This is a genomic window from Bowmanella yangjiangensis (genome assembly GCF_018531185.1).
GTDB lineage: Bacteria > Pseudomonadota > Gammaproteobacteria > Enterobacterales > Alteromonadaceae > Bowmanella > Bowmanella yangjiangensis.
Window position 1 is genome coordinate 1,724,299 of the sequence record NZ_JAHDJU010000001.1, and the last position, 14,188, is coordinate 1,738,486.

At 50.4% G+C, this 14,188-nt stretch carries 12 protein-coding genes; 8 read left to right on the forward strand and 4 right to left on the reverse strand.

Annotation, left to right across the window (positions count from 1 at the left end; translation table 11 throughout):
* Window positions 1-39 precede the first annotated feature (39 nt).
* The gene (locus tag KJY73_RS07685; RefSeq protein WP_214342311.1) at window positions 40-2,190 is read left to right on the forward strand and encodes a patatin-like phospholipase family protein; all 2,151 of its coding nucleotides are present in this window, start codon (window positions 40-42) and stop codon (window positions 2,188-2,190) included.
* On the opposite strand, the gene KJY73_RS07690 is transcribed toward KJY73_RS07685, so the two are convergent.
* Window positions 2,191-2,991: an acyl-CoA thioesterase gene (locus tag KJY73_RS07690; RefSeq protein ID WP_214342314.1), complete on the reverse strand. Its 801-nt coding sequence runs from the start codon at window positions 2,989-2,991 to the stop codon at window positions 2,191-2,193.
* A 66-nt stretch (window positions 2,992-3,057) separates the two neighbouring features.
* Window positions 3,058-4,752 (reverse strand): response regulator, encoded by a 1,695-nt coding sequence (locus KJY73_RS07695; RefSeq protein ID WP_232848421.1) that lies wholly within the window; start codon window positions 4,750-4,752, stop codon window positions 3,058-3,060.
* 227 nt (window positions 4,753-4,979) lie between these two features.
* Here KJY73_RS07695 and KJY73_RS07700 point away from each other — a divergent pair, with 227 nt between their 5' ends.
* The 6 genes from KJY73_RS07700 to gmhB all read left to right on the forward strand — a co-directional run bounded on the left by KJY73_RS07700 (window position 4,980) and on the right by gmhB (window position 11,204).
* On the forward strand, window positions 4,980-6,470 hold the full coding sequence (locus KJY73_RS07700; RefSeq protein WP_214342316.1) for a CoA-acylating methylmalonate-semialdehyde dehydrogenase: 1,491 nt from the start codon (window positions 4,980-4,982) through the stop codon (window positions 6,468-6,470).
* Window positions 6,471-6,571: 101 nt separating this feature from the next.
* Entirely contained in the window at window positions 6,572-7,729 is a 1,158-nt protein-coding gene (locus KJY73_RS07705) for an acyl-CoA dehydrogenase family protein (RefSeq protein ID WP_214342319.1), read from the forward strand.
* Between the two features lie 9 nt (window positions 7,730-7,738).
* Window positions 7,739-8,884, forward strand: coding sequence for an enoyl-CoA hydratase/isomerase family protein (locus KJY73_RS07710; protein WP_232848422.1), 1,146 nt, complete (start codon window positions 7,739-7,741; stop codon window positions 8,882-8,884).
* Between the two features lie 9 nt (window positions 8,885-8,893).
* Entirely contained in the window at window positions 8,894-9,790 is an 897-nt protein-coding gene (mmsB, locus tag KJY73_RS07715; protein ID WP_206595739.1) for a 3-hydroxyisobutyrate dehydrogenase, read from the forward strand.
* A gap of 8 nt (window positions 9,791-9,798) precedes the next feature.
* Window positions 9,799-10,560: an SDR family oxidoreductase gene (locus tag KJY73_RS07720; protein ID WP_214342322.1), complete on the forward strand. Its 762-nt coding sequence runs from the start codon at window positions 9,799-9,801 to the stop codon at window positions 10,558-10,560.
* Between the two features lie 98 nt (window positions 10,561-10,658).
* A complete protein-coding gene (gene gmhB / locus KJY73_RS07725; protein ID WP_214342325.1) occupies window positions 10,659-11,204 on the forward strand; it encodes a D-glycero-beta-D-manno-heptose 1,7-bisphosphate 7-phosphatase in 546 nt (181 codons plus the stop codon).
* A gap of 79 nt (window positions 11,205-11,283) precedes the next feature.
* Here the strand turns inward: gmhB and KJY73_RS07730 are convergent, their stop codons facing one another.
* Entirely contained in the window at window positions 11,284-12,816 is a 1,533-nt protein-coding gene (locus KJY73_RS07730; RefSeq protein ID WP_214342327.1) for a DUF3413 domain-containing protein, read from the reverse strand.
* Window positions 12,817-12,827: 11 nt separating this feature from the next.
* Entirely contained in the window at window positions 12,828-13,064 is a 237-nt protein-coding gene (locus KJY73_RS07735; RefSeq protein ID WP_206595743.1) for a YejL family protein, read from the reverse strand.
* Window positions 13,065-13,170: 106 nt separating this feature from the next.
* Between KJY73_RS07735 and yejK the strand changes: the two genes are divergently transcribed.
* Complete coding sequence (gene yejK, locus KJY73_RS07740) at window positions 13,171-14,187, forward strand: nucleoid-associated protein YejK (protein WP_206595744.1); 1,017 nt, start codon at window positions 13,171-13,173, stop codon at window positions 14,185-14,187.
* Window position 14,188 lies beyond the last annotated feature (1 nt).

Sequence of the window (14,188 nt, forward strand, 5' to 3'; positions counted from 1 at the left end):
TTCTATACTCTAGGTTCCAGTTTTTAGCAGGGTCAGGCTATGTTGTTGCAAGGGCAGGGCATCGAGTTACTCGAGCAATCCGCATCCCTTCATGGGGTGATGGTTAATTGTGAGAAAGCGCATCATTTGTTTGCCCAAGGCGATCTGAATACCACCTTGTATCGTCTGGTGAGTGGTTCGGCAGTTTTGCAGTTGCGCCAGCAGGACACCACAGTGAATGCCCTGGATTTACAACCAGGACAGTGGGTAGGCCAAGCCATTTTGGCAGGCGAAGAGAATCTCGGTTTTAGCCTGCTATGTACCTCTTCGTGCCTGTTTGAATCTGTTGATTGGTCGTTAATCGACAAAGCCAAGCTGGATGAGGTGGCCGTCCACTTTGAGCCTCTGCATCATAGGCTACATACCATCAGATTAGTGCTGCAGACCTTCTTGCGCAGTTACCCGAATGTGTCTGCCGAGTTTCTGCAGGAGCTGATTCAAAGTGCGCATTTTTCTCATCTAAAAGAAAATCAAACCCTGTTTGAGCCGGGCGATTCTGCTCAGGTGATGTATTTTTTACTGAGCGGAAAAATAGACGTCTATGCCGGTGACAAGGACAGTCTGAGACGTGTAGGGGAGATTTTCCATGGTGAAGCCTTTGGCGAAATGTCACTGTTCAGCAACCAGGTGCGAACTGTCCGTTTGGTGGCAACACGTTCCTGTGCTTTGATTAGTCTGGACAGACAGCAGTTTGATCGGCTGTCTGTGGAGTTTCCCTGGCTCAGTACTTACATCGTCTCCAGTTTGATTGACCGCATCAAAAAGCAAAGTGAGAAAAACAGTCGCAAGGTAAAACCGGTTAACCGCCTGGTATTGGAATGTGGCCGGGATGGCGCACACGACACAGCCAAGCAGCTTAAGTCCATTTTATGGCAAAGTGCCTTTGGCGTATTCAGCGAAGAAGAGGTGTGCAGAAAATTTGCATACCGTCAGATTAGCGATATCAACCATGCAACCTTGATTGATCATCTGGATGCTCGCGAACAAGACAATGCTATCAATCTGTATTTTTCCAGCCTGGATGCTGATGACTGGACCAAGATCTGCCTCGAACGGGCCGATGAGGTATGGTTACTAGCCGAAGAAAGTCATGGGGTTCAGAATCTACAGGCCTGGCTGTCTAAATTCAGCCAAATGTTTTCCTGGCAAAAGCAGCGAAAACATCTGGTGCTTATCCACCCTCGGGTTGCCCATATCAGTGCAACCAGCCAATGGCTGGATGTTCTGGGCATTCGTCAGCATTTTCATCTGCAGCAGGACAGCCGCCTGGATGTGGAACGACTAAGTCGCTATCTGACTGACCAGTCGCTGGGTTTAGTGTTAGGCGGCGGTGGTGCCCGAGGTTTTGCTCAGATTGGCATTTTTAAAGCTATGCAGGAAGCTGGTGTTAATGTGGATTGGGTGGGAGGCACCAGTATGGGCTCTATTATGGGCGGCTGGATTGCCATGGGCTGGAACAGTGAGCAAATTATTGCCGCCATAAGGCGTTTCTTTGTGTCGGTCAACCCGCTCGGGGATTACACCTTACCGATGATTTCGCTATCGAAAAGTCAGCGTCTGGATAAGCTATTGCATGAAGGGTTTGGCGACATTCAAATTGAAGAACTGCCGTTGCCGTTTTTCTGTGTGTCGTCGGATATGAGTACCGCTGAAGAACGTGATCATGAGCGAGGGGTATTGTGGCGTGCGATTCGCGCCAGTGTGTCTATTCCTGGGGTTATTGCCCCGGTAATTGACGGCGGCCATTATCTGGTTGATGGTGGCCTGTTTAACAATCTTCCCTGTGATTTGATGCGCCAGCGCAATCGCGGGCCAATCGCCGCCATTGACGTTAGTCCAGAAGAGGATTATCTGACCCAACTCAGTGAGGTGCCGTCGCCTTGGCAATTGCTGGTTAATAAATTGCTAGGCAGAGAACAGCCCAAGGTGCCATCAATACTGCATACCTTACTGCGTTCTTCCATGTTGGCCAGCGCTCAGCGGCAGAAGGCGAATCGTGAGATGGTGGATTACTTTATCCAGCCGCGTATAGAAAACGTCGGTATGCTGGACTTTCGCCAAGCCCAGCGCATTATTCAGATTGGCTATCAGGAAGGACTGGCCTACCTGCAGCAAGGCCACATGGCCTCACTGGTCAGTAAGGCCTCTTAATCAGTCAAATACCGCAATAATCTGGCGGCTGATGGCGATCAGCTCGCCCTGCTTATCCCAGATATTGGCTTCGCTATGACAGTAACCATCGGCAGCTTGGCGGGTATCTGCTTGATAGGCAAACCAATCATCCGGCGCCACGGGTTGATGAGGATGAATAAATTCCAGGTTCCAACTCATTGTACTGGCAGGGGCTGGCCAGCGCAGCATTTGTAAAATGGTCGGTGGCCAGGCGTCAATCAGGGCGATCAGGTGGGCATCGGTTATCTGTGCAGGCGGTTGAGTAAAGCGCATCCAACCATGTACTCTGGTGTGTGATTTTCCTGTAAAAGGCAAGCCACCTTCCACCACTGACAGGTCTATATGTTTCAGATATTTAGGTGTTACCTTCGGAATTTGGGGAATGAACTTGGCCTTAGTCGGCAGTGGCATTTGATGTCGACTCTGGGATTCCACCCGAATTTTGGACTCCCGTTCAGTGCCGAAACACGCCTGGCTAAATACCGCAACTTGCCCGTCTTGTATGGCACTGGCAATAACCTGAGTAACGTTCTTACCATCCCGTAGCAAGGTCACATCAATCTTAAAATCCGTATCTGGAAGTAATGGCCCGATAAAGTTGGTTGTCAATGACCTAAGTGGTCGGTCTGATGCGATTTTCTCGCGGATAGCGGCATATAACAGGGCCGCGGACAGTCCGCCAAACACGGTGCGCCCCTGTGTCCAATCTTTGGGTATACGTAAGCTTGGACTGGACGCCTGACTGTTGTGGATCTGCAGCAATAGTTCATCAATATGCATGAATTACCCAGGTTGGTAAGCGATGCCGGTCAGCTTAACTGGTCGGACAACTATCGTAAAGGTACTTTATTCTGCCGTTTGTTCAGGTGAATCAAGCCAGTTAAGTTTGCTGGCTTTGGCGGTGATCTCGGCAAGGCGATGAGCATTGGCTTGTGACAGGGTGTGGGATGACAACTCTTTATGCAGTATGGCAATGGTAGCCCGTTTATGGGTCTGTACGCCCGCTTCTACCATGCTTTGTAATAAATTAACGCTAAAGGCGGGCTCTGCGGGAAACAACAAATACGCCTGATAAAAGTCGTCAATGGCCTCGGCAAATTCGTTACGGCTATAAAATTCCAGGCCCTGTTTATTAAAGGCCATGGCCCGGGTTTTTCTGTCGCCCAGGGTTTCCTGATTGCGCCGCATCATCAGGCTGGAAACGGTTTTCTCATTTTCATCGGGCAAATGTTCAAGTTTGTGTTCCAGTTCGCAAAGCAGCTCAGATGCTTTGGCAATTTCGCCGGCACCAAACCAGGCATTCACGGCATCCGATAAGGTGGGGATATCCATGCTAAGTACACTTTGCATATCTTGCTGATCCAGCAGCTCCTTAGCTTTGTTTAGATCTCCCTCGAGCATAAAGCTCAGGGCCGTCATAAAGTGACGCTTGATATCCACGTCTTGGCCATGCAGGTTACGACCGGCACTGCCAATAAGAAAACGGGCGACCTGCAAGTGCTTGGCTCGCTCTGTCTCAGGAGCATCCTGAGCCCGGGTTAGGTAGCAGCGGGCTAAATCCAGGGACAGCTCGTTAAAGCGTTCGCGGATATTTCGGTTGGACTCGCGCTTTTTCTCCAGCAGGCTGATGGCATCATCCATCTGATCTTGAACCTGATACAAATAGGCTTTCAGACGTGCAGCAGACAGAGACAATTCTCCTTCCTTGATGCGGTCGATGTATTCCTGGGCTTTTTGATATTCCTGTTTATCTATATTAATCCGGGTCAGCCATTCACAGGCTTTGTCATTGGTCAGATGGGTATCTAATAATGCCTGTAACATGGCCTCGCTTTTTTCTGTATTGCCAGCTAGGTAGGTGTTTTGAATCAGGCCCCATTTAGCCCAGATGATATTATCTGACGCCTTAAGGATGTCTGTGTAAATGGCCACGGCTTCGTTAAAGCGGCCAAGCTTGGTCAATAAGCGGGCACGCAATTTAATCATATTGGTGCGGGCTTTGGGCATCTGGTTGTCGCTAAGCAAGCTATCCAGGGTGTGTAAGGCTTGCTCATAGGATTCGCTGTCCATTAGCTTTAACACTGGTGACAGGTAGTGGTTAAAGTTGATACAGGCGCGTAAGGTCTTCTCCAGATTCCGAATGGTGTAGGGTTTAAGCACTAAGGCGTCCGGATGTACGTCGACAATCTGGCCGATAATCATCGGCATACGATCGGAGGTGACAAACACCAAACTGGTTGAAGGTTTTAGCAAGCCTTCCTTTTGCATCTCATTGACCACCTCAACACCGTTTTTATGCTGGCCAAGGTGAAAATCCATCAGGATCAAATCGAAATGCCGTTGTTTGAGCACAGGCTTGAGTTCGCGGCCATGGCTGTAACAGCCAATATCGGCATAACCCATTTCCATTAAATGATTGCGCAGATTAAGGCGGGCAACACCATTATCTTCAACAATGGCAATGTTGATATTGTCGACCAATCTGACTCCAGTACAAGCAACGCAGCCTTGAGCATAGCAACCCAGTTCAGGATTCGACAAAAAAATATCCTAAAAACAGGTGCCTGAGCGATATGTCTGATTGTCTATATGAAGCTCTTTGCGTTAGTTGGAATAGGACATTTTTGTTGTACAGAGAAGTTGTCATGGACGGGGAAAAATTTTTACAAGTTTACGTTAACGTCAAGGTAAAAACTCTGCTAAGGTAGCTCACACTATATTAACAAGCCGCTCCATTCAGTGAGTGGCCAGCAACAGATGGATGTCCTATGAAACAGATCCCCTTGCTTATCAATGGTGAGTTTGTTGCCTCGCAATCGTCACAACTTATTGATGTGACTAACCCTGCAGACAACAGCGTGATTGCCCAGGTTCCTTGTGCAACCGAACAGGAAGTGCAAGCTGCCATAGCCTCGGCTAAGGAAGCCTTTAAAACCTGGCGCAATGTGGCGGTACCAGAGCGTGCCCGTCTGATGATGCGCTATCAGGCGCTGCTGAAGCAGCATCACGACGAGATTGCTGAAATTCTCAGCCAGGAAACCGGCAAGACCTTTGACGATGCCAAAGGTGATGTATGGCGCGGTATTGAAGTGGTTGAACAGGCTATGAATATCCCGGCGCTGCTGATGGGGGAGACAGTGGAAAATGTAGCGCGCGGTATTGATACTTACAGCTATATTCAGCCACTTGGCGTTTGTGCGGGTATCACACCCTTTAACTTCCCGGCCATGATCCCGTTATGGATGTTCCCTTTGGCCATTGCTGCCGGTAATACTTTCGTACTCAAGCCTTCCGAGCAAGATCCTATGACGCCAACCCGTCTGGCCGAGTTATTCCTTGAAGCGGGCGCACCTAAAGGGGTGCTGAATATTGTCCACGGCGGCGCCAAAGAGGTGGATCAATTACTCACCCACGAAGATATCAAGGCCGTGTCTTTTGTCGGCTCAGTGCCCGTGGGGCAGCATATTTATAAAACGGCCACCGATAACATGAAACGCGCCCAGTGCTTTGCCGGCGCCAAGAACCATTCAGTGATCATGCCGGATGCCAACAAAGCGCAGGTACTGAATAACCTTGTCGGCGCCTCAGTGGGTGCCGCTGGTCAGCGTTGTATGGCCATTTCCGTGGCGGTGTTTGTCGGCAAGGCCAAAGAATGGATCCCGGAATTGGCCGAGATGATTGGCAAAGTCAAACCCGGTGTTTGGAACGACAAAGAGGCCGGTTATGGCCCACTGATAAGCCCCAGAGCGAAACAACGTGTATTGTCTTTGATTGAGCAAGGTAAACAGGAAGGTGCCGAGTGTCTGGTCGATGGCAGCCAATTCAACCTGCCGGGTTATGAGGCGGGTAACTGGGTGGGACCCACCGTATTTACCGGTGTAAACGAGCAGATGACCATCTATAAAGAAGAAATTTTTGGCCCGGTATTGTGCTGCATGGAAGTGGAAGAACTGGAAGATGCCATTGCGCTGGTAAATCGCAACCCCTTTGGTAACGGCACCAGCATCTTTACCGCCTCCGGAGCGGCCGCACGTAAATACCAACATGAAATCGAAGTGGGGCAAGTGGGTATCAATGTGCCCATCCCTGTGCCATTGCCGTTTTTCTCTTTCACTGGCTGGAAAAACTCCTTCTACGGCGACCTGCATGCCTACGGCAAACAAGCAGTGCGCTTCTACACTGAAACCAAAACGGTGACCAGCCGCTGGTTTGAAGATGATATTCCACATGGTCCGAATATGACCATCAGCTTACGCTGATTGTGATAGGGCACAGGGGCTGTTTGCCAGCGTGTCTGTGCTTTGAGTGTTTTTTCACGGCCGGTAAACACCGGCCGTAACGGACATACAGGTAATTTAACGTGAACTTCAATCTTACCGATGATCAATTGGCCTTTGTTGAAACGGCCAGACAATTTGCTGAACAGGAACTGGCCCCTCACGCCGGTGAATGGGACAAGCAGCACCATTTTCCCAAAGACGTAATCCAAAAAGCCGGTGAACTGGGCTTCTGTGCCTTGTATACCCCGGAAGAAGCGGGTGGTTTGGGCCTGTCCAGACTTGACTCCTCGATTATCTTTGAACAACTGGCCATGGGCTGCACTGCCACGACCGCCATGATGACCATTCACAATATGGCCAGTTGGATGATTGCCAAATGGGGAACCGAGGCGGTGAAGTCGGCCTGGTGTGAGCATTTAGTTACCGGCCAGAAACTGGCTTCCTACTGTTTGACAGAGCCTGGCTCAGGCTCTGATGCCGCCTCGCTGCGCACCTCCGCCAGAAAAGAAGGTGATCACTATGTGGTCAACGGCTCCAAAATGTTTATCTCAGGCGCCGGTGAAACCGATGTACTGGTGGTGATGGTTCGTACTGGTGAGGCTGGCCCCAAAGGTATTTCGGCGCTGGTAATCCCCGCAGATGCTGAAGGCATTGTTTACGGCAAGGCCGAAGAGAAGATGGGCTGGAACGCTCAGCCCACCCGGTTGGTGACTTTTGAGGATGTCAAAGTGCCAGCAGAAAATCTGTTGGGCATGGAAGGCGAGGGTTTCAAATTTGCTATGCAGGGCCTGGACGGCGGGCGGATTAATATTGCTACCTGCTCTATCGGCACCGCGCAGCAGGCGCTGAACACGGCGCGCAACTATATGCTGGAACGTCAGCAATTTGGTAAGCCGCTAGCGGCGTTTCAGGCCCTTCAATTCAAGCTGGCTGATATGAATACTGAACTTGTAGCGGCAAGGCAGATGGTAAGACTGGCTGCCTTTAAACTGGATAATAACGACCCGGAAAAAACCGCTTATTGTGCCATGGCCAAGCGCTTTGCCACCGATGTGGGCTTTAAGGTGTGTGATGATGCCCTGCAAATTCACGGCGGCTACGGTTATATTCGTGAGTATCCACTGGAGCGCCATGTCAGGGATGTGCGAGTACATCAAATCCTGGAAGGCACCAACGAGATTATGCGCCTGATCGTGGCAAGACGCCTGCTGGCCGACGATGTTGGTGAGATCCTGTAGGAGATGAGCATGCAAGACATGGAACAGCAAGCTTTGGTGGTATTTGAAGAGAGAGTAACCGCCAATGGTAAACGCATTGGCCATGCCACTTTAAATAAGCCTAAGGCATTAAATGCCCTGAACCTGTCGATGATCCGCCTGTTAATGCCGCAAATGCTGGCTTGGCAGCAAGACGAGAGCATTGTCGCGGTGATCCTGGATGGCAGTGGCGACAAGGCATTTTGTGCCGGCGGTGATGTGGTAGCCATGCATAACGCTATGCTGGAGCAACCCGGTCAGGTGCCCCGCTCACTAGAAGTGTTTTTCACTGAGGAATACCGCCTTGACTATCTGCTGCATACTTACAACAAGCCGTTGTTGGTATGGGGTAACGGTATTGTGATGGGGGGGGGATTGGGCTTAATGAGTGGGGCCAGCCATCGTATCGTGACCGAAAGCTCACGTATCGCTATGCCGGAAATCACCATTGGCCTTTATCCCGATGTGGGCGGCAGCTGGTTCTTAAACCGTATGCCAACTGGTTGTGGGTTGTTTCTGGGCCTGACTGGCGCCAGCATCAATGCTACGGACGCTCTGTATGTAAAACTGGCCGATCATTTTATCAGTCATGGGCTGAAGGATGAGTTTATTGAGCAGATGCTGGCGATTAAGTGGGGGGGAACCCAATCCCTGAATCACGAAAAGCTCAGCAATCTGTGTGCTCAGTTTCAGCGAGACAGCCAGTCGCAGTTACCCCGCGGTAATGTCAAAGAGCACCATGCTCTGATTCAACAAGTCACCAGCCACCACAGTTTGGCTGACGCGGTATCAGCGATCCAGGCGCTGGATCCCATGCAAGACAACTGGCTGGCAAGGGCAGTACAAACCCTCAATGCTGGCTCCAGCGTGACCGCCCATTTGGTCTGGGAGCAACTTAAACGTGGCCGCGCCTTAAGCCTGGAAGATTGCTTCCGTATGGAGCTTAACCTGTCCTGTCGCTGTGGCGAGGCTGGTGAGTTTCAGGAAGGGGTGCGTGCCTTACTGATTGATAAAGACAATCAACCTAAATGGCGCTACGAGTCGGTGGCTGATGTACCGGCTGACTATGTCGAATGGTTCTTCAAGCCTATCTGGGATGCTCAGCAGCATCCCCTCGCTGGGCTTGGTAAGGAATAGGAGATCTATATGCAAATTGCATTTGTTGGACTCGGCAATATGGGCGGGCCCATGGCCGCCAACCTGGTGAAAGCCGGTTTTAATGTTCATGTGTTTGATTTGGTTGAAGACAATATTAAGTCGCTGGTCAAGGCCGGAGCCACTGCTGCAAGCTCCGCTGTTGATGCGGCTAAAGGCGCAGATGTGGTGGTGTCCATGTTACCTGCGGGCAAGCATGTGCGTAGCCTGTATCTTGGCGATGATGGCCTGGTAGCACACCTGAAATTTGGCGCTTTGGTCATTGACTCTTCCACCATCGATGCCGAAAGTGCCCGTGTGGTTGCACAAGGATTGGCGGACAAAGGTATTGATTTTGTTGATGCGCCGGTTTCCGGTGGGGTAGCCGGGGCCGCAGCGGGTACCTTGACCTTTATCGTCGGTGGCAGCGAGGAGCAATTCGACAAGGCCAAGCCCGTATTGCAGGCAATGGGTCAGAATATCTTTCATGCCGGTGGCCATGGTGCCGGGCAGGTTGCCAAGATCTGCAACAATATGCTGTTGTCGGTGCTGATGGTGGGCACCAGTGAAGCGCTCAAGCTGGGACTGGACAACGGCCTGGACGCTAAAGTGCTATCAGACATTATGCTGCAAAGCTCGGGCTGTAACTGGACACTGCAAAAGTACAACCCTTGTCCTGGGGTGATGGAGAATGTGCCGTCCACCCATGGTTATCAAGGTGGCTTTATGGTGGATTTGATGCGTAAAGACCTGGGGCTTGCCATGGACACTGCCAAACAAAGCCATTCATCCACGCCGCTTGGCGCTTTGGCGCAAAGTCTGTATGCCATGCACAGCCTGCACGGCAATGGCAACAAAGACTTTTCCAGTATTTTCACCCTGTTCGGTCAAGCCGATACCCATAAGTGAGTGAGCGTATGCAATTACAAGATAAAGTGATCGCCATTACCGGCGCAGCCCAGGGTTTGGGTTTGGCCATGGCACAGGCGTTTGTCGCTAAGGGCGCGAAAATTGCGCTGCTGGATATGCAGGCCGACGCGGTAGAACAGGCTGTCAGTCAACTCAATGCTAACGGTGATTGCGCTAAAGGCTTTGTGGTCAATGTCACCAATGAGCAACAAGTGGAGCAAACCTTTGCGGATATCGCTGCACACTTCGGTGCGTTAAACGGATTGATTAACAGTGCCGGTATTATGCGAGACGGTATGTTGCTTAAGGTCAAAGATGGCGAAGTGCTGGACAAGATGTCGCTAAGCCAATTTCAATCTGTGATTGATGTGAATCTGACCGGTACTTTTTTATGTGGCCGAGAAGCCGCCGCGCAAATGGTTAAAACCAAAAGTGCAGGGGTGATCATCAATCTGGCCTCGGTATCGCGAGCGGGGAATGCCGGGCAAAGCAATTATTCTGCGTCTAAAGCGGCGGTATCAGCGATGACGGTGACCTGGGCTAAAGAGTTGGCGCGTTTTGGCATTCGCACAGGCTGTATTGCGCCGGGTCTAGTGGAAACGGCTATGGCGGCGCAAATGCGTCCGGAAATGCGTGAGCGTTTCTTAAGCGCTGTACCGCTCAGACGGTTAGCCGAACCGGATGAAATTGCCCACGCCGCGGCCTTTATTTTCGAAAATGACTACTTTACCGGTCGGGTACTGGAAGTCGATGGTGGTACACGCATTTAACCCTAAGCAAGGCGGCAATCTGACATTGGCCGCCTTTTTTCTGCCGCTTCGAGGCTAATCTGCTATCCTTGCCCGTCTTTTAAATTGCCAAGAATGCCATGCAAAAAGCCCTGTTTCTTGACCGTGACGGTGTAATCAACCTGGATCACGGTTATGTGTACCGCCCGCAGGACTTCGAGTTCGTTGAGGGCATTTTCGCCTTATGCCAACGCTTTCAACACGCTGGTTATCGCCTGGTGGTGGTCACTAATCAGTCCGGCATCGCCCGAGGGCTTTACACGGAAGAGGACTTTGCCTTGCTTACCGAGTGGATGAAGGCCGAGTTCGCGGCAAAGGGTATCAGCATTGATGCGGTATATTTTTGTCCACATCATGCCGAAAAAGGCCTGGGTGTCTATAAACGACAGTGCGACTGTCGTAAACCGGCTCCCGGTATGTTACTTGATGCCGCTAAAGCCTTGGATATCGACTTGTCCGCTTCAGTGATGGTAGGAGATAAAGCCTCGGATATGCAGGCGGCTACAAAAGCCGGGGTTGGACTTCGCTATTTTTATGCGCATCCTGGTGCTGAAGGCAGTTGGCAAGGTGCCATTCGTGTCATGCATCTGGATGAGATTGCTGTGACTAGTCCTGATTTAGGTTGACACCTACCTTATTTAGGACGGGACAAACCTAATAAAAAAGCCGGACTGAGTCCGGCTTTTCCTGTGCGGGGTGAGCTAATCACTTGTGCTCCGCAAAGCGGCTCAAATGCTTAATGGCCTGACTTAGCCTGCTCATATTCAAACCGTTACTGTTTTGCTCGTCTGAATGCAGATCAAAACTCTTGAAGTTACCTTGTGGGTCAATTTCCACCCGCTGTTGGTCATCCAGTAAGACCAATTTGCCGTTGTTGTTACTGATAAGCCAACTACGCTCTGGCGTTAACAAGGATTGACCGGTACTGTAGTTGTTCGTAGGCGCATTGCAACCCAGCATCCCCATCAGTGTCGGCAGTAGGTCTTCATGGCTGGATACATTACTGGCCAGTGGCATACTGCTCAGCAGCCCAACGCGCTGGTTAGGTCGCATCTGGGTAATCAGTAACTGACTGTGTTTGTGTAAATCTCCACCCAGCAACAAGTTCATCTGCTCATCGTTGACAAAAGCAATGGCGAGCTTAGGGCCATCTTCACTGACAGCATTGAAAAAACTGCTCCAGTCTTTATTCAAGCCTTGCACGCCCTGAGGTAAAGCCTGGGCTGAGTAGATAAAGGTAGGGAGTCCGAGTTTTTGCGCCAGATCCAAAGGTACAGGTTTTTGTCCCTGTAAAGCTCTTTGGTATAAGGATGGTAAGCCATACAGTACCGAAAAACGCGCACTGGTTTGGTCGGCAGCAATATCAAAATGTAATGAATGCTGCCTAAGCGCTAAGGCAGAGCTAAGATGTCCTAATTGAGAGGGCTCGGTACCTACCAGTAACACTAAACTCGCCCTGTCATTAATGCCACAATACACAGGCGCAGATGGGTAGGTGACATGATTAAACTGGCTGTCCAGTTGCAATTCTTTGCGCCGCTGATAGCTCTGATAGTCAAGTAAACCGTACTTGGACATCAGGGTTTTGGCCGTCGCCGGGTAGGACAGCGGGAACATATCGTCCTGCTTGATAATCGGCTGATACAAGTTGGCATCGGCCCAAATATGGCTACCATGGCTGCTGACAAAACACAGCACAAAGAAGCTCAGTATAGGCAGACCGATACGCTGCTTTTGGAAACGTTCAATACGCTTCCATAGGGCATTGGCCATCATTAGCTGGAAGGAAAGCCAGACTAAAAATAACAGCCCCAAAAAGCTCCACTGTTGCCAACTGAAGTTGGCCATGGCGTTCTGGGTTTCGCTACGTATTACCTCGGCCGAGCCTAAGCTAAGATGTAAACCATGCTTGTTGTACAACAGGGCATCAAAGGCGAGAAGTGCCAACCCTACCGCGGCAAATACCGAACTTAAGCCTTTCACCACCCGGACATTCGGCACCAAATAACACAAGGGCAACACAAACAGGATAAAACCCATAAAGGTTAAAAAGGCAATGTGACTGAACCAGTTACTGAATAGGTAAAGTAAACCTAACCCGGTGTCGGGTATGGGCGAATTAAACACATAGATGGAGGCGATCACTATGGCGATCAGGATATTGCTTAAGGCAAACCAATGCCCCCAACTGACCAATTTGGTCACGCGTTGCCTTCTGGGTGTATCACCAAGTATCATAGCGCGCTGCTTTATTCCTTGTTGGTGGTTTGGGCTTTATCGAGGCTTTTCAGTAAAATCTGACTGAATTGTTCAGCCATGGCCTGACGATGTTGAGGTGCCACCTGATGGTTAAATACATTAGTAACCAGGTTGCCCAGCGCCATTAGCGTAAGATCGCGGTCGGCCTGGTGCTTTTCCAGTACGCTGATTAAATCCTGGGTAAGCAGGTCGAAACGTTCATTAGAGTATTTTGACTTTTGAGGCATGCTGTCATTCTATGGAATTGTCTGCGGCCAAGTTTACCAATCCGTTGCGCGTATCGCCACGACAACTGCTTAATTTATAACTATTTGCAAAGGGCTTTGTGCATTTATGAGTGCTGTAATTGAAGATTTTGTTGTTCATCAGCTGAGAATTAATGCTGAACAAGAACTGGTGTTGGTGCCGCGCGCCAATTGTTTTGATATCAGCGCCCAAATCGAGGAACTGGCTCAGCAGCTACACCACAGCTACAACGCCAAGCCCGGCAAAGGTGTGGGTGGCCTGAATGATGAAGAGCACCCGGAGTTTGCCCAGTTGCTCGCTCAGTTAACCGCTGAACAGCTGGATTTTCACGGCTTTAGTATCCAGATTGCCGAGCTGTTGAAAAAGACCTTAATGGATTTTGCCACACCGGAAACTGGCTTTGTGATATTCAGCCGTTATCAGTTTCTGGCCACCGATTATTTGCTGGTGGCGGTGGTCAACACCAAAGAGCATATAGAGATTAACCACGACCTGGAGCTGACCTATAGCGACCATTTAGATCTTGCACGTATGCAACTGGCGGCGCGGGTGGATTTAACCGAGCTGAGGATTAATGCTGATAAGCAGCGTTATGTCAGTTTTATCAAGGGCCGTGCTGGGCGTAAGGTGTCAGACTTTTTCTTAAGCTTCCTGGGCTGTCAGGAGCTGGTGGATATCAAACAACAGAATAAACAGCTGGTCACCACAGTGGATGAGTTTCTGGCGGCTGAGCAGCTAGACCCGCAGGAAAAACAACAAAGTCGTAAGGCCGTGGCCGAGTATTACAAAGAAAAACTGGAACTGGGCGAAGACATCAACATCAAAGAGTTGTCTGGTCGTCTGCCCAGCGATGAAAACCGTACCTTTTACGACTTTGTCAAAACCGACGCTAACGAGAGTCCTCTTGAGGAAGTGTTTCAAGCCGACCGCGGGGCGCTAAAAGGCTTAAGCAAATTTACCGGCGCCGGTGGTGGCGTTAGCATCAGTTTTGACCGGGCCTTGTATGGCGAGCGCATTCGCTATGATATCGCCACCGACACCCTGGTGATCAAAGGTATTCCACCCAATCTGAAGGATCAGTTGCTCAAGCAGGCCAAAGATTGAT